At 65.4% G+C, this 21,403-nt stretch carries 16 protein-coding genes; 9 read left to right on the forward strand and 7 right to left on the reverse strand.

All coding sequences use genetic code 11. The annotated features are described in order from the left end of the window. The first annotated feature begins 22 nt into the window (after nucleotides 1–22). The 6 genes from recN to ACTJKX_RS12690 all read left to right on the forward strand — a co-directional run bounded on the left by recN (nucleotide 23) and on the right by ACTJKX_RS12690 (nucleotide 6,446). The gene (gene recN / locus ACTJKX_RS12665) at nucleotides 23–1,702 is read left to right on the forward strand and encodes a DNA repair protein RecN (protein ID WP_440725471.1); all 1,680 of its coding nucleotides are present in this window, start codon (nucleotides 23–25) and stop codon (nucleotides 1,700–1,702) included. Between the two features lie 99 nt (nucleotides 1,703–1,801). Further along, nucleotides 1,802–3,937: an NAD-dependent DNA ligase LigA gene (ligA, locus tag ACTJKX_RS12670; protein WP_440725472.1), complete on the forward strand. Its 2,136-nt coding sequence runs from the start codon at nucleotides 1,802–1,804 to the stop codon at nucleotides 3,935–3,937. Further along, nucleotides 3,930–4,409, forward strand: coding sequence for a DUF3828 domain-containing protein (locus tag ACTJKX_RS12675; RefSeq protein WP_440725473.1), 480 nt, complete (start codon nucleotides 3,930–3,932; stop codon nucleotides 4,407–4,409). Before ligA ends, ACTJKX_RS12675 begins: the two co-directional genes overlap by 8 nt. Before the next feature lie 69 nt (nucleotides 4,410–4,478). After that, nucleotides 4,479–5,336 carry a helix-turn-helix transcriptional regulator gene (locus tag ACTJKX_RS12680; protein WP_394308048.1) on the forward strand — a complete coding sequence of 286 codons (858 nt, stop codon included), beginning with the start codon at nucleotides 4,479–4,481 and terminating at the stop codon, nucleotides 5,334–5,336. A gap of 98 nt (nucleotides 5,337–5,434) precedes the next feature. Further along, on the forward strand, nucleotides 5,435–6,154 hold the full coding sequence (locus ACTJKX_RS12685) for an AzlC family ABC transporter permease (RefSeq protein ID WP_440725474.1): 720 nt from the start codon (nucleotides 5,435–5,437) through the stop codon (nucleotides 6,152–6,154). Further along, nucleotides 6,144–6,446, forward strand: a complete 303-nt coding sequence (locus ACTJKX_RS12690) for an AzlD family protein (protein WP_440725475.1) — start codon at nucleotides 6,144–6,146, stop codon at nucleotides 6,444–6,446. Before ACTJKX_RS12685 ends, ACTJKX_RS12690 begins: the two co-directional genes overlap by 11 nt. 288 nt (nucleotides 6,447–6,734) lie before the next feature. Here the strand turns inward: ACTJKX_RS12690 and ACTJKX_RS12695 are convergent, their stop codons facing one another. The 3 genes from ACTJKX_RS12695 to ACTJKX_RS12705 form a co-directional block, all read right to left on the reverse strand. Continuing rightward, nucleotides 6,735–8,546 (reverse strand): aminopeptidase P family protein, encoded by a 1,812-nt coding sequence (locus ACTJKX_RS12695; RefSeq protein ID WP_440725476.1) that lies wholly within the window; start codon nucleotides 8,544–8,546, stop codon nucleotides 6,735–6,737. Nucleotides 8,547–8,730: 184 nt separating this feature from the next. Then, complete coding sequence (locus ACTJKX_RS12700) at nucleotides 8,731–9,654, reverse strand: 50S ribosomal protein L11 methyltransferase (protein ID WP_440725477.1); 924 nt, start codon at nucleotides 9,652–9,654, stop codon at nucleotides 8,731–8,733. Between the two features lie 47 nt (nucleotides 9,655–9,701). Further along, the gene (locus ACTJKX_RS12705; protein ID WP_311941640.1) at nucleotides 9,702–10,871 is read right to left on the reverse strand and encodes an aminotransferase; all 1,170 of its coding nucleotides are present in this window, start codon (nucleotides 10,869–10,871) and stop codon (nucleotides 9,702–9,704) included. Between the two features lie 95 nt (nucleotides 10,872–10,966). Between ACTJKX_RS12705 and ACTJKX_RS12710 the strand changes: the two genes are divergently transcribed. Both ACTJKX_RS12710 and ACTJKX_RS12715 read left to right on the forward strand, forming a co-directional pair. Further along, nucleotides 10,967–12,202, forward strand: coding sequence for a cytochrome P450 (locus tag ACTJKX_RS12710; RefSeq protein WP_440725478.1), 1,236 nt, complete (start codon nucleotides 10,967–10,969; stop codon nucleotides 12,200–12,202). 220 nt (nucleotides 12,203–12,422) lie between these two features. Next, a complete protein-coding gene (locus ACTJKX_RS12715; RefSeq protein ID WP_440725479.1) occupies nucleotides 12,423–13,790 on the forward strand; it encodes a dicarboxylate/amino acid:cation symporter in 1,368 nt (455 codons plus the stop codon). Nucleotides 13,791–13,890: 100 nt separating this feature from the next. On the opposite strand, the gene ACTJKX_RS12720 is transcribed toward ACTJKX_RS12715, so the two are convergent. Both ACTJKX_RS12720 and ACTJKX_RS12725 read right to left on the reverse strand, forming a co-directional pair. Next, nucleotides 13,891–16,251 carry an ATP-dependent helicase gene (locus ACTJKX_RS12720; protein ID WP_440725480.1) on the reverse strand — a complete coding sequence of 787 codons (2,361 nt, stop codon included), beginning with the start codon at nucleotides 16,249–16,251 and terminating at the stop codon, nucleotides 13,891–13,893. A 118-nt stretch (nucleotides 16,252–16,369) separates the two neighbouring features. Further along, nucleotides 16,370–17,263, reverse strand: a complete 894-nt coding sequence (locus tag ACTJKX_RS12725; RefSeq protein WP_311941628.1) for a DMT family transporter — start codon at nucleotides 17,261–17,263, stop codon at nucleotides 16,370–16,372. A gap of 104 nt (nucleotides 17,264–17,367) precedes the next feature. Between ACTJKX_RS12725 and ACTJKX_RS12730 the strand changes: the two genes are divergently transcribed. After that, on the forward strand, nucleotides 17,368–18,006 hold the full coding sequence (locus ACTJKX_RS12730; RefSeq protein ID WP_367623214.1) for a LysE family translocator: 639 nt from the start codon (nucleotides 17,368–17,370) through the stop codon (nucleotides 18,004–18,006). Nucleotides 18,007–18,270: 264 nt separating this feature from the next. Here the strand turns inward: ACTJKX_RS12730 and ACTJKX_RS12735 are convergent, their stop codons facing one another. Continuing rightward, entirely contained in the window at nucleotides 18,271–20,250 is a 1,980-nt protein-coding gene (locus tag ACTJKX_RS12735; RefSeq protein WP_440725481.1) for an ABC transporter permease, read from the reverse strand. Next, the gene (locus ACTJKX_RS12740) at nucleotides 20,247–21,323 is read right to left on the reverse strand and encodes a quaternary amine ABC transporter ATP-binding protein (protein WP_440725482.1); all 1,077 of its coding nucleotides are present in this window, start codon (nucleotides 21,321–21,323) and stop codon (nucleotides 20,247–20,249) included. Before ACTJKX_RS12740 ends, ACTJKX_RS12735 begins: the two co-directional genes overlap by 4 nt. Nucleotides 21,324–21,403 lie beyond the last annotated feature (80 nt).

The following is a 21,403-nucleotide window of genomic DNA, read 5'->3' on the forward strand; positions in this document are numbered from 1 at the left end:
GTAAGCCCGGTATAGATCTGTCATGCTCGTTCAACTCGCCATTCGCGATATCGTTCTGATCGATCGGCTCGACCTCGAATTCGTCGCGGGCCTGTCCGTGCTGACCGGCGAGACCGGCGCCGGCAAGTCGATCCTGCTCGACGCCTTTGCCCTTGCGTTGGGCGGACGTGGGGACGGCTCCCTGGTACGTCATGGTACGGGCCAGGGGCAGGTCAGTGCCGTCTTCGACGTTTCGGCCGATCATGCTGCCCGAGCCGTGCTGAAGGCCAACGACATTTCCGACGACGGCGACCTGATCCTGCGCCGTGTACAGATGGCGGACGGCCGCACGCGTGCCTTCATCAACGACCAGCCCGTCAGCGTGCAGGTGCTGCGCGCCACGGGGGCGGCCCTGGTCGAGATCCACGGCCAGCATGACGACCGGGCCCTGACCGATCCTGCTTCCCACCGCGCGCTCCTCGATGCCTTCGGGGGGCTGGAAGATCTGGCGGCGGAAGTGTCCGGCAAGCATGCGGCTTGGCGCAAGGCCACGCAGTCGCTGGCACAGCACCGGGCCCGGCTGGAAAAAGCCAGAGCGGAGGGCGACTGGCTGCGCCATTCCGTCGATGAACTCGGCAAGCTCGATGTCCAGCTCGGAGAGGAAGAAGCCCTGGCCGAGCGACGCACCCATATGATGCAGGCCGAGAAGATCGCCGTCGATCTCAAGGAGGCCTATGAGGGGGTCGGCGGCAACGGCTCTCCCACGCCGTCGCTGGCGGCCATCATCCGGCGCCTCGAGCGGCGAGGCGCCCAGGCGCCACGCCTGGTCGAACCGGCCATCGCCTCGCTGGACCAGGCGCTCAACGCCCTGGAAGAGGCCCGCATCGCGTTGCAGACGGCACTGGACGAGGCCGATTTCGATCCGGCCGAACTGGAGCGCCTTGAAGAGCGCCTGTTCGCCCTGCGCGCGGCAAGCCGCAAATATGATGTCTCCGTGGAAGACCTGCCGGCCCTGGCCGAGCGTTATACGGCCGACCTGGCCGCCCTGGACGAGGGGGAAGGGCAGCTCCAGGCCCTGGAGCAGGCAGACCGTGCCGCTCGTCTCGCCTATGAGGCCTCGGCTGCGGTGCTCTCCGACAAACGCAAAGCCACCGCCGGCCAGCTCGATGCTGCCGTCAACGGCGAGTTGCCGCCGCTCAAGCTCGAGAGGGCGAAGTTCACCACTTCGGTCGAAAGCGACAAGACACTGGCCTCGCCCGACGGGTTCGACAGGGTCGAGTTCTGGGTGCAGACCAATCCTGGCACCCGGCCGGGGCCGATGATGAAGGTGGCGTCCGGCGGCGAGCTTTCGCGTTTCATGCTGGCCCTCAAGGTCGCGTTGGCCGATCGCGGTTCGGCGCCGACCCTGGTGTTCGACGAGATCGATTCCGGCGTAGGCGGCGCCGTCGCCGATGCCATCGGCCAGCGCCTGGCACGGCTGGCGGGCAAGGTGCAGGTCATCAACGTCACCCATGCCCCGCAGGTGGCCGCCCGGGCCGCTACCCATTTCCTCATTGCCAAGCAGGCGGAAGGCAAGGACAGGGTCGCCACTCGCGTGTCTCCCCTCGACACTGAAAAGCGGCGCGAGGAAATCGCTCGCATGCTTGCCGGCGCGCATGTCACCGACGAGGCGAGGGCGGCGGCCGATCGGTTGTTGGCGAGTGGCGCCGACAGGCTGAAGTAGCGACTATGCCGATCTGAAGACAAGCACACCATTTCCACGCTGCCCCGATTGGAATGGTTGTGTTAAGCCACAGCAAAGCAATGCATCGGTTGGCCTGTCATGAACACTCCCAAGCCCGTTTCCGACCTCTCGCTCGAGGAGGCCCGAGCCGACTATGAGGAATTGGCCGCGCGGTTGATCGACGCCGACAAGGCCTATTACCAGGAAGATGCGCCTGACATCAGCGATGCGGACTATGATGTCCTGCGACGTCGCTACACGGCGATCGAGGAGCGCTTTCCTGAGCTCAAATCGGCTGAGAGCCTCTCGGACAGGGTCGGTGCGGCGCCGTCCGAGAAATTCGCCAAGGTGCGCCACCGCGTGCCGATGCTGTCCTTGTCTAACAGCTTTTCCGATGAGGATGTCGAGGAGTTCGTGGCCCGCATCCGCCGCTTCCTCGGCCTCGCCGAAAGCGATGACCTAGCGATCACGGCCGAGCCCAAGATCGACGGCCTGTCCTGCTCGCTGCGTTACGAGAAGGGCAGACTGGTTGTAGCAGCGACTCGCGGCGATGGCGCCGAGGGCGAGGACGTCACCGCCAATGTCCGCACCATCGGCGACATTCCCAATGTGCTGAAGGGCAATGTCCCCGAGATTTTCGAGGTGCGCGGCGAGGTCTATATGAGCCACGCCGATTTCAATGCCATGAATGAAAGGCAGGCGGCTCTCGGCAAGCCCCTGTTCGCCAATCCGCGCAATGCGGCCGCTGGCTCGCTGCGCCAGCTCGACGCCTCCATCACGGCGAGCCGCCCCCTGCGCTTCTTTGCCTATGCCTGGGGCGAGGCCAGCGCGCTGCCGGCCACCACGCAGTTCGAGGTGGTGCGGGCTTTCGCCGAGTGGGGTTTTGCGGTCAATCCCCTGATGGTGCGCTGCCACGACGCTGCCGACCTGCTCGCCCATTACCGCCAGATCGAGGCGCAGCGCGCCACGCTGGGCTACGACATCGACGGCGTGGTCTACAAGGTCGACCGCCTCGATCTGCAGCAGCGGCTCGGCTTCGTCTCGCGCTCGCCGCGCTGGGCGACGGCGCACAAGTTCCCGGCCGAGAAGGCGACCACGCTGCTGCAGGGCATCGAGATCCAGGTAGGGCGCACCGGAGCCCTGACGCCGGTTGCCAAGCTGCAGCCGGTGACCGTGGGCGGCGTCGTCGTCTCCAACGCCACGTTGCACAATGAGGACGAGATCGCCCGCAAGGATGTGCGCATCGGCGATACCGTGATCGTGCAGCGCGCGGGGGACGTGATCCCGCAGATCCTCGGGGCGGTGCTGGAGAAGCGGCCGGCGGATGCCGTTCCCTATATCTTTCCCGAAACCTGTCCCTGTTCCCTGAAGACGCCGGTCATGCGCGAGGAGACGGTGACGGGCGGGGAGGGAGCGGTGCGGCGCTGCTCGGGCGAATTCGCCTGTCCCTTCCAGAAGATCGAGCATCTCAGGCATTTCGTCTCCCGCCGCGCCTTCGACATCGAGGGGCTGGGCGAGAAGCAGATCGCCTTCTTCTTCGAGAACGAGGACCTGCCGATCCGCGAGCCCGGTGACATCTTCACCCTGGCAGCCCGCGACGGCCAGAACTTCAAGAAATTGAAGGATCGCGAGGGTTTTGGCGCAACCTCCACGAAGAACCTGTTCGCCGCCATCGATGCCCGCCGAGAGATCGCGCTGGAACGCTTTCTCTATGCCCTCGGCATTCGTCATGTCGGCGAGACCACGGCCCGCCAACTCGCTCGCGCCTATGGCTCCTGGCAGGCCTTCGAGCAGGCGGCGCTGCGCATTGCCGCCAAGGACGAGGAGGCGGCCGCCGAGATGGATGCGATCGACCAGATCGGCGAAACCGTGGTCGAGGCCATTGGCGCCTATTTCGCGGAAGAGCACAACCTTGCCATCCTCGAGCGGCTGACGGCGGAAATCCGTATCATTGATGCGGAAAAGCCGCGTTCGGAAAGCCCCGTCGCTGGCAAGACGGTGGTGTTTACCGGGGCGCTGGAGCGCATGAGCCGCGACGAGGCCAAGGCCATGGCCGACCGGCTGGGAGCGAAGGTCTCGGGCTCCGTCTCCAAGAAGACCGATCTGGTGGTTGCCGGCCCCGGCGCCGGCTCGAAACTGGCGGATGCGCAAAAGCACGGCGTGAAGGTCATCAATGAGGATGAATGGTTCGAGCTCGTGAATGGAGCGGGGAACACGAATGATCAGGATGCGTAGACTTTACCTCGGCCTCGCGCTGGCGTCGGGGCTGGCAGTATCGGCATTGGCGGCCGAGGCCACGCCCGAGGCGACGGTGAAGCAGATCTATTCGGGAAAGACGCCCGAGACCAAAGGCATCGACATCATCGGCAATGCCAAGCTGCGTGACAGATATCTCAGCAAGGACCTGGCCGCGGCGGTGAAGAAGGATATCGACGAATCCGCCAAGTCCGGCGAGGTGGGAGCGCTCGACTTCGACCCGGTGAGCGATTCACAGGATCCGTTGATCAAGGATCTGAAGATCGATCCCGCCTCCGTGCAGGGAGAACAGGCCCAGGTTGGCGTGAGCTTCAATCGCGGTGATCCCAAGCGCGACGAACTTGTCTATGACCTGGTGAAGGAAAACGGCCAATGGCGTGTTTCCAACATCTCGAAGAAGGGCAATGCCGAGGAGGCTTGGTCCCTGCGCCAGATGCTGTCGCTGAAATAGAGGCCGCGCATCGCAGCGGATGCAACTTTCATCCAAGCAATTTGCCGGCAATGGCACTATCTTAGACGCATGCCGTCTGAATCCAGCGCTTTCACCACCCTCGAGGATGCCGCCGAACGAGGCGATGCCGTCCGGTTCTGGCGCGAGCAGCGCTATGACGGGTTGGAGTGCCTGAGCGCGATCTTTCGCCGGCACCGCTATGTGCCCCATACCCACGAGACCTATGCCGTCGCCGCAGTGCTCGACGGTTGCGAGGCCTTCTCGCATCGAGGTAGCCGACACTACGCCTCGCCGGGAAGTTTCGCGATGGTCTGTCCGGACGAACTCCATGATGGCGAGCCGGCAGGCGAGGGATTCGTCTATCGCGTGCTCTACCCCACCATTGATCTGATGCGCTCCGTTGCCGAGGATACCTTCGGGCGTCCTGCCGCCGGCACGCCCTGGTTCGACCGTTCGGTGATCGAGGATCCTGCCCTGGCCGCCGATCTGGTGACGCTGCAGATTGCACTCAGCGACCCCGCGGTGACCCTGCTCGAACGCGATGCCAGGCTCAGCCGCTTCTTTTCGACCTTGCTCGGGCGCTGGGGCGGCCATGGCGAGCCGATCAGACTCGGCGACGAGAGCGGGCCGCTCGCCAAGGCGCGGGCCTATCTCGACCAGCATTTCGAGCACGATGTCGGCCTCGACGAGCTTGCTGCCGTGGCGGGGCTCAATCGCAGCCACCTGGTGCGTTCCTTCCGCAAGGCGATGGGCACCACGCCCCATGCCTATCTCACCGACCGGCGCTACCGGGCGGCCCGGCGCCTGCTGGCGGCGGGCGAAGGGCCGGCGGAAGTGGCAGCAGCCTGCGGTTTCTACGACCAGAGCCACCTCAACCGGGTTTTCAAGGCGCGCATGGGCGTGACGCCGGGGGCTTTTCGCGGATGATGGAGTGTCGGCCGGAGGCTGACACTCTCGATGCAACTTTTGTCCAAGACCGGCGATTGCGTTGTGCCTAATCAGGGCGCTCCATCAGGAGTTGTCCTTTGTCCGCCCGTTCCGAAATCCGTTCCGCGCTGATCGATATCGCGCCGCCAGCTCTGGCGGCGATCCCGATCGGCTTCCTGTTCGGCGCCATCGCCGTCTCCAAGGGTCTGTCGCCGGCCGAGATTGCGCTGATGTCCTTCACTGTGTTTGCCGGCAGCGCGCAATTTGCGGCGCTCGAACAATGGGTGCAGCCGGTTTCCATCCTCACTTTGGCCTTCGGCACGCTGCTGATCAATTGCCGCCATATCCTGATGGGGGCCTCGCTAACGCCTAAGACGGCGCTGTTCTCGCCCGCCCAGCGTTTTCTCGGCTTCTTCATGATGGCCGACGAGAACTGGGCGATGTCCGAGCGCCGGGCTGCGCGGGCCGAGCTGACGCCGACCTATTATTTCGCCATGTCGGTGTTCTTCTATCTCAATTGGGCGCTGTGGAGCACGGCGGGCGGGCTCGTCGGCCAGCTTCTGGGCGATCCCGCCCGCTATGGCGCCGATTTCGCCTTCACGGCCCTGTTCATCGGGCTGATCGCCGGCTTTTGGGAAGGGCGCAGCTCGGCAGCGACCATCCTCACCAGCGCCGTGGTGGCGGCGCTGGTCTATCTGAAGGTCGGCGCGCCCTGGCATGTGCCAGCCGGGGCCCTGGCGGGCATTCTGGCTGCCTTCCTGATGGGCCATCCCGGCCGCAGTAAGCTCGACGCCAAGGAGGCCATCGATGTCGTTTGATCCCCATACGGTGGCAGCCATCCTCACCATGGCCTTGGTGACCTACGTCACCCGCATCGCCGGCATCTTCCTGGCCGGCCGCCTCGCTCTGGCGGGCCGCACCAAGGCTGCCTTCGACGCCATCCCGGCGGCAGTGCTGGTGTCTGTGATCGCGCCGGTGGCAGTGGCCACAGGGCCGGCCGAAACCATCGCCGCCGGCATCACCGCCGTCTCCGCCATCCGTATGCCCCTGCTCGTCACCATCGCCGTCGGCGTGGTGAGCGTGGTGCTGTTGAGAATGGCGATGGGGTGAGGGAGGGGGCGAGACGACCGCTTTTAAGGTGTTTCGAACAAACAGGGGAAAGGCTGGATGAGGCATCGCCACCCCTCATCCACCTGCCGGCACCTTCTCCCGCAAGGGGAGAAGGCAGGCACTTCGGCAGGCGCAACGATCGCCACTCGCCTTCTCCCTTTGCGAGTGTCGTCCACTCCAATTGGAGTGGACTGGGTGCCTCGAAGGGGCGGATGAGGGGTTGCACTGCCCCATCTGAACTTCAGACCCGATTCCTTAAAGGGGATCCCGAAGATTTGCTTTCAATTTTCACCCGATCGCCTGCGTCACCTCATCCAGCCACTGGCGTTCCGGCTCGTCGAGCAAGGGGCCGAGCGTCTCGCGCACCTGGGCGTGATAGGCGTTGAGCCAGTCGATTTCCCGCTGCGTGAGCAGGGACAGTTCGATCGGCCTCACATCGATGGGCGCCAGAGTGAGCGTCTCGAAGCCGTACATCGTGCGTTCGGCACCCTCGATGGCGATCTCTTCGACTAGGACGAGGTTCTCGATGCGGATGCCGAAGGCGCCGACGCGGTAATAGCCCGGCTCGTTGGACAGGATCATGCCGGGTTCGAGCGGCGTGGTGCCGAGCTTGGAGATGCGCTGCGGCCCTTCATGCACGGAGAGATAGGAGCCGACGCCATGGCCGGTGCCGTGGTCGAAATCGGTGCCGATCTCCCAGAGCGCAGCGCGGGCGAAGCTGTCGAGCTGGGCGCCCGAGGCCCCCTTGGGGAAGCGCGCCAGGGAGATGGCGATGTGGCCTTTCAGCACGCGGGTGTAGCGGTCCTTCATCTCGGGCGAGACCTCGCCCACCGCGATGGTGCGGGTGATGTCGGTGGTGCCGTCGACATATTGCGCGCCGGAATCGATCAGGAAGAAGCCCGGCGTCACGGCCCGGTTGCTGGCGTGGCTGACGCGGTAATGCGGCAGGGCGGCGTTCGGCCCGGCCGAGGAGATCGAGGGGAAGGAGAGATCCTTCAGGACGCCCGTACCTTCGCGGGAGCGCTCCAGGGCCTCGGCCACCGAGATCTCGGTTTCCTTAGCCCCGGGCACGGTGCGTTCGAACCAGGCGAGGAAGTTCACGAAGGCGACGCCATCGCGGATATGGGCGGCCCTGGCGCCGGCGCGCTCGGCTTCGTTCTTGACGGCGCGCAGCAGCGCCACGGGATCGCCGCCCTTCTGCACCTTGCCGCCGGCCTGCTCGACCAGCGTGGCGAAGTGTTCGACCACCATGGCGGGGTCGAGCCTGACGGCCTTGCCTTTCACGCTGCCGGCCAGCACGGCCTCGATCTGGCGCGGCTCGGCGATCGCCATGTGCTGGGAGAGTTCGTCCCTGACGGCATTGGAGAATTTGCGGCCGTCGGCGAACAGGGTCGGCTGTCCCTCTGCCGGCACCAGGGCGTAGGAAAGCGGCAGGGGCGTGTGGGAGACGTCGCCGCCGCGGATGTTGAACAGCCAGGCGGAGGCATGGGCGTCGTTGGTGAAGACGGCGTCGAGCTTCTGCTCGCGCAGCTTGGCCTGCAGGCGCTCGATCTTGGAGGCGACACTCTCGCCGGCCAGGGCCACATCGTGCAGGACGATCTGGGCCAGCGGCGGTGCCGGCCTGTCCGTCCAGATGGCGTCAACCGGATTTTCCTTGACGGCAACAAAACTTGCGCCGGCCTTCTCGCAGGCGGCACGAAGGCGCTCGACCTCGTTCATCGATTGAAGGCGCGGGTCGTAGCCGAGCTTCATGCCGGGCTTGAGCACGCTGCCTAGCCATTTCTCAGGCGGCTCTTCGATGAGGTGGCGCGGCGTGTATGTGGAGGTGTCCACCTGCTCGCGCACCTGCACGGTATAGCGGCCGTCGACGAAAATCGAAGCCTCGTCCTTCAGGACGACGGCGATGCCGGCGGAGCCGGCAAAACCGGTGAGCCAGGAAAGGCGCTCCTCCGAGGGCGGGCAATATTCATTCTGGTGTTCGTCGGAGCGGGGGACCACGAAACCGTCGATCCCCAGTTCGGCGAGCTTGCCGCGCAAGGCCGTCGCACGAGACGGGCCGAGGCTGGGCTGGGAAATTTCGTCGAAGGACTGAAAAGCCATTTGATCACCCTTGAAGTATGAATGCCTTCTCCCCTTGCGGGTGTCGTCAACTCTCTTGAGTTGACTAGAGGTCCCGGCAGGGGGATGAGGGGAGAAACGCGTCTTTGCAGACTTGGCGCCAACACCCCTCATCCGGCTGCCGCCACCTTCTCCCGCAAGGGGAGAAGCGAATAGTCTTGTTCGCTCAAAGTTTCTTGGGCTTGCCACCGCCATAGGACAGCACCAGCGTCGTCCATTCGTCGATCTTGATCTGGCGGATGAGATGCAGGCCCTGGGCGCGATAGGCCGCCAGGGCCGCATTGGCGTGGGAGTGGAGCAGGCCGGACAGGATCACCGTGGCCCCGGGCGCCAGCAGCCGGCTCATCGGTGCCGCCAGACGCACCAGCGGACCCATCAGGATGTTGGCAAAGACCAGGTCGAACGGCTTGTTGGTCTGCATGGCCCGGGCAGTGGTGCCGCGCGCCACGAAGCTCTCGACATAGGCGCCGGCCTTGTTGAAGCGGATATTGTTGCGCGCGGTGGCGATGGCGATCGGATCGATATCGGAGGCGAGGACCCGAAGGCGCAGGGCGCGTGCGGCCGCGATGGCCAGCACGCCGGTGCCGGTGCCGATATCGAGCGGCCGATTGGGGCGCTTGCGCTTGAGGAGATCGTCCAGAGCGAGGAGGCAGCCGCGCGTGGTGCCGTGATGGCCGGTACCGAAGGCGAGCGCCGCCTCGATCTCGATACCGATGGTGTTTGCCGGCACGTGCTGGCGATCATGGCTGCCATGGACGGTGAAGCGGCCCGCCCGCACCGGTGCGAGGCCCTCCAGCGAGGCCGCCACCCAATCCTTGTCGCCGAAACTGTCGAAGACCACCTCGATGTCGGGGCCGGCCGCCAACGCGATCAGGTCCCGTACGGAGGCTTCGTCCGGTTCGGTCCGGAAATAGACCTCGACCAGCCAGGGCGGCTTGGCCGTGCCGTCTTCCTTCTCGAAGGCGGCGATCGCCGTTTCCGTGGGGTCGAAACTCTCGCCGAGCAGGTCGGCGATGCGACGCGCGCGCATCTCGTCGGTGACGATGCGCGCGACATGGGTGGGATTGTTGGGATGAAGACCTTCGAGCATGTCGCTTGGCTATCGCGCCAGCCGCCGAAGGGCAATGGAAATCGCGCTTATCCGCCGAAACGCTGGAAGCGTTCGCGCAGGGCCTGCAACTGCTCCACGCCGGCATTGGCGAAGGCAACCCGCATATGCCCTTCAAGGCCGGGGCCGAAATAGGGACCGGGCAGGCAGAGCACGCCGGCCTTCTCCACCAGTTCCTTGACCACGCTCGCCGCGGTATGGCCATGGAAGGGATGGTGCAGGAAGGCGAAATAGGCACCCATCGCATCGATCCGCCAGCCATTGATGCCCTCGAAGGCCGCGCGGAAGCTGGCTGCCCGCCTGTCGATCTCCAGGCGGTTGGCCTCGCGCCATTCGGTCAGTCCGTCGATGGCCCAGGCGACGGGGGCCTGGGCGGTGCGCGGCGCGCAGATCTGCAGCGTGTCGAGGACCTTGCCGACCTCGGCCGCCACGGCGGGGGCGGCGACGAGTGCGCCAAGCCGATGGCCGGGAATGCAGTAGCTCTTCGAGAAGGAATAGAGGTAGATCAAGGTGTTGTCGAAATCACCGGAAGCGATGAGTCCGTGCGGCCGGCCGGTGACGAAGTCGCGATAGGTCTCGTCCAGGATGAGGAAGAGGCCGCGATCCCGGCACAGGCGGGCAAAGGCTTCGATGGTTTCAGGCGGATAGACGGCGCCGGTCGGATTGTTGGGCGTGACCAGCAGGATAGCCCGCGTGGTGGGATCGATCAGTTCGGCAGCGCTCTCGACATCCGGCACGAAGCCGTTCTCGGGCGGGCAGGACAAGGCCCTTGCCTCGATGCCGAGCATGTCGAGCGTCATCTTGTGGTTGAAGTACCACGGGCTCGGCAGCAGGATGGAGTCTCCCGCCTTGGCCACCGCCAGGGCCGCGACGAAGAACGCCTGGTTGCAGCCGGTGGTGATCGAAACGGTCTGCCAGTCGACCTTGCCGCCATAGAGGCTGGAGACATGCGCGGCATAGGCCTGGCGCAACACCGTGTCGCCCTCGATCGGACCATAGCTGGCGCTCGACGCCGCGCTGGCATTGCGGCCGAGCCGTTCCAGCAGCTCCGCATGCGGCGGGTAGCCTGGAACCGCTTGCGAGAGGTCGATCAGCGGGCCGGCCGCACCGTTATAGGCGCGTGCCCAGGCCTGCGCCTCCGGGATCGGCGGGGTGGCGGTGTCGAGGAGATTGGGATTGATCGCGGGCTGGCTGCTCATGCGCCCCTAAATGCCTGCGGCGTCTTGCTCTGACAAGGGGATTTCCGGTAGCTGCGGCGATGACATTGTCGCAGGAATCTCCTACCCCTTCATTCATGTCTTTGCCATCAAGCCTCAGGATCGATGCCGCCCGTGCGGTCGTATCGCTCAGCCCCACCGATGCGGCCTTCGTGCAGCATCCCTATCCCGCCTATCAGGCCATCCGCGACGCCTGCCCGCTGTTCTTCTGGGAGGAGTATGGCTGCTGGTGCGCGGTCTCGCACCAGGCGGTGTTCGACCTCTTTCGCGACAGGCGCTTCGGGCGTGAGGTGCTGCATGTGGCCAGCCGTGCCGAACTCGGCTGGCCGGAGCCGCAGGCCCACCTGGCGCCCTTCGATGCGGTCGACGCCCATTCCATGCTGGAGCGCGAGCCGCCGGTTCATACAAGGCTGCGCACTTTGGTCAACCGCGCCTTCGTCACTCGCCAGGTCGAGCGTCTGAGGCCGCGGATCGCGGCGCTTGCCGACCAATTGATCGATGGTTTCGAGGGGCAGGGCAGGGTCGACCTGATCGAAGCCTTCGCCACGCCGATCCCGGTGATCCTGATCGCCGAACTCCTGGGCGTGCCGGTCGAGATGGCTCCGCAACTGCTCGACTGGTCGCATCGCATGGTGGCGATGTATCAGTTCAACCGCACGCGCAGCATGGAGGATCAAGCCGTTGCAGCTGCTGAGGATTTCTCCGCCTTCCTACGCGGCTATGTAGAGCGGCGGCGGGCCGAGCCACGTGACGATCTCATCAGCCATCTCATCGCCGTCGAAGCCGAGGGTGACCGGCTGAGCGAGGACGAACTGATCTCCACCTGCATCCTCCTGCTCAATGCCGGGCATGAGGCGACGGTGCACGCCATCGGCAATGGTGTGAAGTCCGTGCTGCAGGCGGGCCTCGATCGCGAGGCGGTGCTCGCCGGCGGCGAGGGGCTGGTGGAGGAGATGCTGCGTTTCGATCCGCCGCTCCACATGTTCAAGCGCTATGCGCTGGAGGACGTCACGCTGGGGCCGGCGACCTTCCGCAAGGGGGACCAGATCGGCCTGCTGCTTGGCGCCGCCAACCATGATCCGGATCGCTTCGAGGAACCCGGGCGTTTCCTGACGACGCGGCAGCGCCCGCCTCATGTCAGCTTCGGCGGCGGCATTCATTTCTGCGTGGGCGCGCCTCTGGCGCGGCTGGAGCTGGAAGTGGCGGTGCCGATCCTGTTCGAACGGCTGCCCGGCCTGCGGCTGGAGGGAACGCCCGTCTATGCCGATACCTACCATTTCCATGGATTGAAGGCCCTGGATTTGAGTTGGTAACCCCGGGATCGCAGGCGTCCTCGCCTGCACCTTCCTTTCCGGCCACGCGCTGGGTCCAAGAGCAGGCGAGGACGCCTGCGATCCCGGGGACGAGCCCTGCATGAGGGGCGCCCCTGCTTTGTATTTGCTGTAGTTTTCTTTCAAATCCGCCCATGGTATGGATATTGAAAGTGTATAACATATATTTTGTGTTATATTATTGTCGACACATCGCAAGAGAATGACCATGGCAACCCCTTCCGGCCCACAAGCGACCGCAGCCAAGCCCTTCTATGCCTCCTTCGGTTTCCAGGTGCTCGCCGCCATGGTGGTGGGACTGCTGCTCGGTCTTTACGCCCGCTCCCTTGGGCCAGACGCGGCGGGTAATCCGAATTGGCTGGTGCAGACGCTGACGACCATCGCCTCGATCTTCGTCCAGTTGCTCTATGCCCTGGTGCCGCCCCTGGTCTTTACGGCCATCGTTGCCTCGATCGGCAATCTGCGCAAATTGTCGAATGCCGCGGCGCTGGTCTGGCAGACGCTCCTATGGTTCGCCATCACGGCCCTGATCGCCGTGCTGATCGGTATCGCCCTCGGCCTGATCATCCAGCCGGGCCTGCATTCGAGCGTACTGGCGGAGACCGCCAAGGCGCCTGCCACCACCGGCTCCTGGCTCGATTTCCTCAAGGGCCTGGTGCCCGCCAACGTCTTCGGCATCCAGGCTTCGACCAAGCTCGTTGATGGCATCGCCTCCACCTCGCTGCAGTTCAACGTGCTGCAGATCCTGGTGATCGCCATTGCCGTCGGTGTGGCTGCCCTGAGCGTCGGCGAGCGGGCCAATGCCTTCCTCACCTTCAACGAGTCGCTGCTCGCCATCGTGCGCAAGATCCTGTGGTGGGTCATCCGCCTCACCCCGGTCGGCACGATCGGCCTGCTCGGCAAGGCGGTGGCGCAGTATGGCTGGCAGACGCTGGGGCAGCTTTCCTGGTATGCCCTCGCCATCTATATCGGCCTCGCCATCGTCCTGCTCATCGTCTACCCGCTGCTCCTGATCCTGCACGGGCTGAGCCCGACCCGCTTCTTTGCGGGCGCCTGGCCGGCGATCCAGCTTGCCTTCGTCTCGCGCTCCTCGGTCGGCACCATGCCGGTCACCGAGGCGGTGACGGAGCGCAGCCTCGGCGTGCCCCGGGCATATGCCGCCTTCGCCGTGCCCTTGGGATCAACCACCAAGATGGATGGCTGCGCGGCGATCTATCCGGCGATTTCGGCGATCTTCGTGGCTCAGTTCTACCAGATCCCGCTTGGCATCGAGCATTACGCGCTGATCGTGTTCGTCTCGGTAATCGGTTCGGCCGCCACCGCGGGCCTCACCGGCGCTACCGTGATGCTGACCCTGACGCTGTCGACCCTGGGCCTGCCACTCTCCGGCGTCGGTCTGCTGCTCGCCATCGACCCGATCCTCGACATGGGCCGCACGGCGGTCAACGTCGCCGGCCAGGCCCTGGTGCCGCTGCTCGTCTCCAAGCGCCAGGGCATTCTGGATGAAGCCCGCTACAACCAGGCCGGCGGCATCGACAATCTCGACGCCGGCGTGCCGGCCAAGGGGTGAGGGGGCTTTCGAAGCCTTTTTGAAAGCTCGGCGCAATCGTCTTCCCCACTTCGTGGAGAAGGCTGGCTGCGTCTCACTGTTCTTGCAGCAGTGTCTTCCTTCAGGCTGCCTCGACGAAGCTGTCGACCACGCGCTTGCGGCCGGCCTTGTCGAAATCGACGGTGAGCTTGTTGCCGTCGACTTCGACCACTTCGCCATAGCCGAACTTCAGGTGGAAGACGCGGGTGCCGACCTTGTAGGCCGAGGCGGTGCCGGTGGAGCGGGCCACCAATTCGCCCTCGATGGTCAGGGGCTCGCGGCGGAGCGGGGCCTGGGTGGTACGGAACCCGGAAGCCATGTTGCTCTGGGCCCGCTGCCAGCCGGGCGTCGAATAGTTCGAGCCGGAAAAAGGCTGCGCCTTGTCGAAGCGGCTCATGCCGAGTGAGCCGCCGGAGCCGTAGGAATTGGAAGCCTCCATCACCTCGACATGGGCGGCTGGCAGTTCGTCGACGAAACGCGACGGCATGGTCGATTGCCACAGGCCGTGGATCCGGCGATTGGAGGCGAACCAGACCTTGGCGCGGCGGCGGGCGCGGGTGAGGCCGACATAGGCGAGGCGCCGCTCCTCCTCCAGGCCGGCGCGGCCGTTCTCGTCGAGCGAACGCTGGTGCGGGAACAGGCCTTCCTCCCAGCCGGGCAGGAACACCGTCTCATATTCCAGGCCCTTGGCGCCGTGCAGGGTCAGGATCGAGACCTTGTCCTCGCTGGCGCCTTCCTCGCTGGCATCCATCACCAGCGAGATATGCTCGAGGAAGCCGGCCATATTCTCGAAGCCCTCCATCGAGCGCACGAGTTCCTTGAGGTTTTCCAGCCGGCCCGCGGCCTCGGCCGTGCGATCCTTCTGCCACATGTCGGTGTAGCCGGATTCCTCCAGGATCAATTCCGCCAGTTCCTGGTGGCCGAGCACCTCGCTCTGGGCGGCCCAACGGGAGAAGGAGGCCATCAAGTCGCGCAGGGTCTGGCGCGGCTTGGGCTTGAGTTCCTCTGTCTCGACCAGCACCCGCGTGGCCTGCATCATCGGCACGCCGTTGTGGCGGGCATAGTCGTGCAGGATCTGTACGGTGGCGTCGCCGAGGCCGCGCTTGGGCACGTTGACGATGCGCTCGAAGGCGAGATCGTCCGCTGGCTGCATGGTGGCGCGAAAATAAGCGAGGGCGTCGCGGATCTCGGCGCGCTCGTAGAAGCGGGGGCCGCCGATGACGCGATAGGGCAGGCCGAGCGTGACGAAGCGATCCTCGAATTCGCGCATCTGGAACGAGGCGCGCACCAGGATGGCGATGTCGTTGAGGGCGTGGCCCTTGTGCTGCAGTGCCTCGATCTCGTCGCCGATGGCCCGCGCTTCCTCGCCCGAATCCCAGGAGCCGGCGACGGTGACGCGCTCGCCCTCCTCGTCGTCGGTGAACAGGGTCTTGCCGAGGCGTCCCTCATTATTGGCGATCAGGTGCCCGGCCGCGCCGAGAATATGGCCGGTGGAGCGGTAATTGCGCTCGAGCCGGATCACGGTGGCACCCGGAAAATCCTTCTCGAAGCGCAGGATGTTGTCGACCTCCGCGCCGCGCCAGCCATAGATCGACTGGTCGTCGTCGCCGACGCAGCATAAATTAGGCTTTTCGCCCGCCGGCGTCTGGGCCAGCAGGCGCAGCCAGAGATATTGCGCGACGTTGGTGTCCTGGTACTCGTCCACCAGCATGAAGCGGAAACGGCGGTGATATTCGGCCAGGACGCCCGGATTCTCGCGGAACAGGCGGATCGATTCCAGCAGGAGATCACCGAAATCGGCGGCGTTCAGGGTCTTGAGCCGGGCCTGGTAGGCGGCATAGAGCTCGCCGCCTTTGCCATTGGCAAAGGACATGGCCTCGCCGGCGGGTACCTGCGCCGGCGTCAGGCCGCGGTTCTTCCAGCCGTCGATGGCATTGGCGAGCTGGCGGGCCGGCCAGCGCTTTTCGTCGATCCCGGCGGCGGAGATCACCTGCTTCATCAGGCGGACCTGATCATCGGTGTCGAGGATGGTGAAATTGGATTTCAGGTCGACCAGCTCGGCGTGGCGGCGCAGGATCTTCACGCCGATGGCATGGAAGGTGCCGAGCCAGGGCATGCCCTCCACGCTCTGGCCGATCAGCACGCCGATGCGCTCGCGCATTTCCCGTGCTGCCTTGTTGGTGAAGGTGACGGCGAGGATCTGGTGGGGCGCGGCGCGGCCGGTGGCGAGGATATGGGCGATACGGGTGGTCAGCACGCGCGTCTTGCCGGTTCCGGCGCCCGCCAGCACGAGTACGGGGCCGTCCAATGTCTCCACCGCCGCGCGTTGTTCCGGGTTCAGGCCGGTGACATAGGCGGCAGGCCTTGCGGCGGCCATGGCACGCGCAGCAATGCCGCCGGCGGCCGGCTGATGGGCAAGGGAAGGAGAGCGTGGATCGGACAAATCGAGTTTTCGCGTGATTCTGGACGGCCGGATAATGGCTTAGATGGGGAGCCGCGTCGAGATTGCGAGCGGCAGGCGGTGCTTTGCGTCAACAGGCAAGGACATCCGGTCGTCCGTCTCATTGCCCCGGAGCGCGCTGGGCGATGGTGGTGACGATCACCCCGGCGGCGATCACCCCGGCGCCGAGCCAGGTCAGCCAGTGATAATGCTCTCCCAGCAGGAAGGTGCCGACACCGAGGCCCAGGGCGGCGGCGACGTAGCCGATCTGGGAAAGATAGACCGGCCCGCCCGCCATTTGCAGGCGAAAGAAGAAGGCAAGCATGGCGGCGCTTGCCGCGACCTGGGCCGTGCTGACCAGCGGAGCGTTGGCGAGTGTCCCGAGGCCGAGCTCTCCGCTGGTGGCGAGCAGAGCTGCCGACATCACAAGGGCGGCGGCAAGATTGCTGCCTGCCGCCAGAGCCAGGGGCCGGGCGCCCGGCGGCCAATCCAGAGTGCGGTAGACATTGCCGCTTGCCAGCGTGAGCGGAATGAGGAAGCCGATGGCGATCCAGAGGAAATTGACTTCGCCGACGCGGCCCTTGCCAAGCACGATGAGCATGGCTCCGAGGAAACCGATCAGGATACCGCAGATGCCGAGCAGATTGGGGCGCCGCGCATTCAAGGCGGTCGCCAGGATCGTGGTGATGATCGGCGACAGCGTGTACATGATCGAGGTGTAGCCCGAGCCCAGGTGCGGAATGATCAGGTAGACCAGGAAATTGGGCAGGGCGTAGGAAATGATGCCGCCTATCGCGTAAAAGCGCAGAAAGGGCGGCGTCAGGGGCAAGGCCTCCCGGCGGAGGACCAGCACGGCGCCGATGACCAGGGCGCTGCCCGCCGAGATCAGCAGCGTCCATACGGCCGGCGGAATGCCGGCCGCGCCCGACAACTTGCCGAGCGGAAAATACAGACCGAGAAATGCGCCAGTCACGAGAAGCAGAAAGACAGGTGCCGGTGTGTTGGAAGCGGGCATGGATGGGCTTGTGCGGGCTTGATGGAAAGGAAACGCATGCCCGCTTGCGCCGGGACGCCGGCCGTGCAGCAATGGCAAATCCCTTCGCCGCCGGGCCGATTCCCATGTTCGATGTTTCCCTGCTCGCCGCAACCTTTTTTGCCGGCTTCCTCTATACGATCTCACCCGGACCGGCCTTCCTGGCTTTGTTCGCGCTCGGCGCGGCGAAGGGGCGCACGCCCGGGGCCTGGTTCATGACCGGCCATCTCGTCGGCGACATCCTGTGGTCGGTGGCGGCCCTGGCGGCGATCGTCGGCGTGAGCCAGATCGGCCCGACCCTGTTCGACATTCTCGGCATCGGCTGCGGGCTCTATCTGATCTATATGGGCGCGCGGGCCGTGATGACCCGGCGGGACGGCAAGGCGGCCGTGATCGGTGCCGACCGGCCGCTGGTCAACGGGGTGATCTTCGGCATCACCAATCCGAAATCCTATCCGGTGGCGCTGGCCACCTTCGGGGCCCTGGTGGCGCCCTATGGCGATCACATCACCTGGGCTGCAACGCCGGGCCTGATCGCGGCCGCCTTCCTCGGCTTCGTGGCGGCGGATTTCATCCTCTATGTCGCCATCGGCCTCAGGCCGGTGCGGGCCTTCTTTGCCCGTTATGGCCTGTGGGTGACACGGATCGTCGGCGTCGTCTTCATCGGCTTCGGCCTGAAGTCGCTGCTCGACGGCGCGCGGGGGCTGGCGAGTTCGGCACGGTGACGAGCGGCTTTTTGAGCGGATCTCTGGATAATTGCCACTGGGGGCGTGCTGCCCCTCACCCCAACCCTCTCCCCGTCAGAACGAGGCGAGGGGGACTTCGGCCAAGTGCCTCAAGCCGGCAGTGTGTCACCTCGCCCAACCGTCAGGCGAGATGACAGGTCCAAGGATCAATCGCGACGCCTGCGCCCCCTCGCCCCGTTCTGACGGGGAGAGGGTAAGGGTGAGGGCAGCGCGACCTCAGCGAGAAGGTACGATCCGAACCAATCACCCCAGGCGCTGGCGTGCCTTGGCGCTGGCGCCGCCGATCAGGCGGTCGGCGATGATGCCGATGAAGGCGATGGCAAGGCCGGCGACGATGCCGCGGCCGGCGTCCGCCTTGGCGAGGGCGATGAAGACCTCCTGGCCGAGATCGCGCGTGCCGATCATCGCGCAGATGATGATCATGCTCAGCGAGAGCAGGATGGTCTGGTTGATGCCGAGCATGATTTCCGGCAGCGCCATCGGCCATTGCACCAGGCGGAAAGTCTGCCAGCGCGTGCAGCCGGCCGTCTTGGCTGCCTCGATCAGGGTCGGCGGTACCTGGCGCAGGCCGTGATTGGTGTAGCGGATGGCCGGTACGATGGCGAAGGAGACCGTTGCGATCAGGGCGGTGACGTCGCCGACCCGGAACAGCATGACGATCGGGATGATGAAGCAGAAGGACGGCAGGGTCTGCAGGGTGTCGACGACAGGCTCGATGATGCGGAACACCCGATCGCTGCGCGAAGCCCAGACGCCGATCGGCATGCCGATCAGCATGGCGAGGACGGCCGAGACGCCACAGAGATAGACGGTCGACATCGTCTTCTGCCACAGCCCGGACGAGGCGCAGAACAGCACGAGCAGGCCGACGAGGAGGGCAAGGCGCCAGCCTGCCAGGCGGTATCCGGCCAGCACCAGCAGCACCAAGGCGGCGAACCAGGGAATGGCTTCGCAGAAGGCCCTGATAGGGTTGAGCACATAGACGAGAAGCCCGACGCGCAAGGCCTCGATCAGGTCGAAGAAATGCACGGTGATCCAGTCGACGCCGGCCTTCCACCAGGGGGCAGTCGACAGGGTCCAGCCCGCCGGGATCTTGGCGAGAGCCGGCAGGACGAGGCTGGCCAGCGTGGTCGCAGCCAGCACGGCCAGGGCCAGGACAAGATGGGGATGGCGGGCGACAAGCCCGACACCCTCGTGATGCACGGGCCGGCCGCCGCGATAAGCGAAGGCCTGCGAGAGACGGTCGAGCGCGATGGCGAGCACCACGATGGCGAAACCCGCCTCCATGCCCTGGCCGATCTTGAGGGCCCGGAGGGCGAGCAGCACGTCATAGCCCAGACCACCGGCGCCGATCATCGAGGAGATGATCACCATGTTCAGCGCCAGCATGATCACCTGGTTCACGCCGACCATCAGCAGGGGACGCGCGGTGGGGATCAGCACGCGCCAGAGCTTCTGGCGCGGCGTGCAGCCCGCCATCACGGCAAAATCGGCGATCTCGGAGGGAATACGCGACAGCGCCACCATGGTGGCTCGCACCATCGGCGGCGTGGCGAAGATCGAAGTGGCGATCATTGCCGAGACCGGGCTGTTGCCGAACAGGATCAGCATGGGGATGAGATAGGCGAAGGTCGGGATCGTTTGCATCAGGTCGAGCGCCGGCGTGACCGCCAGCCGTTCGAGCTTCGGAAAGCGCCAGGCGGCGACGCCGAGCAGCAGGCCTGTCAGCACGCAAAGCGGCACCGAGATCAGGATCAAAGCGAGGGTGAGCATGGCCCCCTGCCACTGGCCGAAGAGCGCGATATACCCAAAGCAGGCTGCCATCAGTGCTGCGAGCCGCAGGCCACCCGCTGCGTGGCCAGCAATGATCGCCGCCGAAATCACGCCGAGCCAGGATAGCGTCGGCAACGGGATGCCCCACAGTTTCAAAGGCTTGGCCAGCAATCCGAAAGCGATCTGGAGCGGAAGGTCGAGAACGGAGGCGATTGCCCGCGTCAGCCAGCTCAGATTGCCTTTCATCCAGGCCATGAGGGCCGACATCCAGCTCGCGAAGGGCACGATCCAGTCGTCGGGCCAAGCAGACAGCCAACCCGTATTCGATCTCAAGAGGTAGAGCGTGACGGCGAGCAGAAAGGCGAGGCTCCAAATCGCCGCCCAGGCCGTTACCCGGCCGCCATGCGGTGCCTGCGGTTGAGCAAGGGAAAGGGGGGCTGGCTTGCTCAAGCGGCGGTCCTGCGCTGATCGCTGCCGGTCAGGATGTCGAGCACGGCATTGGGCGAGACCTCGCCGAGTAGAGCGCCGGTGAGATCACGGACCGCAAAGGGCGCGGCGGCGCCGATGACGTCGGCGGCAAAAGAGGAAACCTTGTCCGTCGGAGCGAGATTGCCGGCATAGGCGGAGCCTGGCTGGGGAGGGCGCATGAGGCCATGGGCCGAGACCACCTTGGCCCGCTGGACGTCACGGGTAAATTCGGCAACGTAATCGGTCGCTGGCCGCGTAACGAGTTCCTCGGGCGTACCGGTCTGGATGATGGCACCGTCTTTCATGATGGCAACGCGATCGGCAAGGCGGATCGCCTCGTCGAAGTCATGCGTGATGAAGACGATGGTCTTGTGCAGTACCTTCTGCAGCCGGACGAGCTCGTCCTGCATCTCCCGGCGGATCAGCGGATCGAGCGCGGAGAAAGGTTCGTCGAGGAACCAGAGTTCGGGCTTGGTGGCGAGGCTGCGCGCGATGCCGACACGCTGCTGCTGGCCGCCCGAAAGCTCGCGCGGATAGAAGCCCTCGCGGCCGCGCAGGCCGACGAGGTCCACCATGTCCTGGGCCCGTTTCAGCCGCTCGGCCTTGGCGACACCCTGGACCGCCAGCGGGAAGGCGACGTTCTCGATCACGCTCAGATGCGGCAGCAGGGCGAAGTTCTGGAACACCATGCCCATCTTGTGCCGGCGAAGCTCGATCATCTCCGCTTCGCTGGCCTTGAGCAGATCCATGCCGTCGAACTCGACCGTGCCGGCGGTCGGTTCGATCAACCGGGCCAGGCAGCGCAGCAGCGTGGATTTGCCCGAACCGGACAGCCCCATGATGATGAAGATCTCACCCTCATGCACAGTCAGGCTGGCCTCGCGCACGGCGGCGACCAGGCTCGCCTTGGCAAGGTCCTCATCCGTCGGTCGCTGGCCGTGCCGGGCCAGTTCGCGGGCAGCATTGGGGCCGAAGACCTTCCAGACGTCACGGCAGGCGAGCTTCACGGCTCGCATGGTGGCGTCCGAGCCCGGCGAAGCGATCGCGCCTTGCATCGGTGCCTCTTGAATGCATTGGGTAGCCGACGGACGGATCTTCGGATCCGCCCGCAACGACGGCGTCAGCCAGGGAGCAG

The organism is Labrys sp. 22185 (assembly GCF_052045555.1).
GTDB classification, from domain to species: Bacteria; Pseudomonadota; Alphaproteobacteria; order Rhizobiales; family Labraceae; genus Labrys; species Labrys neptuniae.

Excerpts from the sequence above, each read along its gene's own strand:
- recN (WP_440725471.1), top strand. The coding sequence starts at position 23 with ATGCTCGTTCAACTCGCCATTCGCGATATCGTTCTGATCGATCGGCTC.
- ligA (WP_440725472.1), top strand. The coding sequence starts at position 1,802 with ATGAACACTCCCAAGCCCGTTTCCGACCTCTCGCTCGAGGAGGCCCGA.
- ACTJKX_RS12675 (WP_440725473.1), top strand. The coding sequence starts at position 3,930 with ATGCGTAGACTTTACCTCGGCCTCGCGCTGGCGTCGGGGCTGGCAGTA.
- ACTJKX_RS12680 (WP_394308048.1), top strand. The coding sequence starts at position 4,479 with ATGCCGTCTGAATCCAGCGCTTTCACCACCCTCGAGGATGCCGCCGAA.
- ACTJKX_RS12690 (WP_440725475.1), top strand. The coding sequence starts at position 6,144 with ATGTCGTTTGATCCCCATACGGTGGCAGCCATCCTCACCATGGCCTTG.
- ACTJKX_RS12695 (WP_440725476.1), bottom strand. The coding sequence starts at position 8,546 with ATGGCTTTTCAGTCCTTCGACGAAATTTCCCAGCCCAGCCTCGGCCCG.
- ACTJKX_RS12700 (WP_440725477.1), bottom strand. The coding sequence starts at position 9,654 with ATGCTCGAAGGTCTTCATCCCAACAATCCCACCCATGTCGCGCGCATC.
- ACTJKX_RS12705 (WP_311941640.1), bottom strand. The coding sequence starts at position 10,871 with ATGAGCAGCCAGCCCGCGATCAATCCCAATCTCCTCGACACCGCCACC.
- ACTJKX_RS12710 (WP_440725478.1), top strand. The coding sequence starts at position 10,967 with ATGTCTTTGCCATCAAGCCTCAGGATCGATGCCGCCCGTGCGGTCGTA.
- ACTJKX_RS12715 (WP_440725479.1), top strand. The coding sequence starts at position 12,423 with ATGACCATGGCAACCCCTTCCGGCCCACAAGCGACCGCAGCCAAGCCC.
- ACTJKX_RS12725 (WP_311941628.1), bottom strand. The coding sequence starts at position 17,263 with ATGCCCGCTTCCAACACACCGGCACCTGTCTTTCTGCTTCTCGTGACT.
- ACTJKX_RS12730 (WP_367623214.1), top strand. The coding sequence starts at position 17,368 with ATGTTCGATGTTTCCCTGCTCGCCGCAACCTTTTTTGCCGGCTTCCTC.
- ACTJKX_RS12740 (WP_440725482.1), bottom strand. The coding sequence starts at position 21,323 with ATGCAAGGCGCGATCGCTTCGCCGGGCTCGGACGCCACCATGCGAGCC.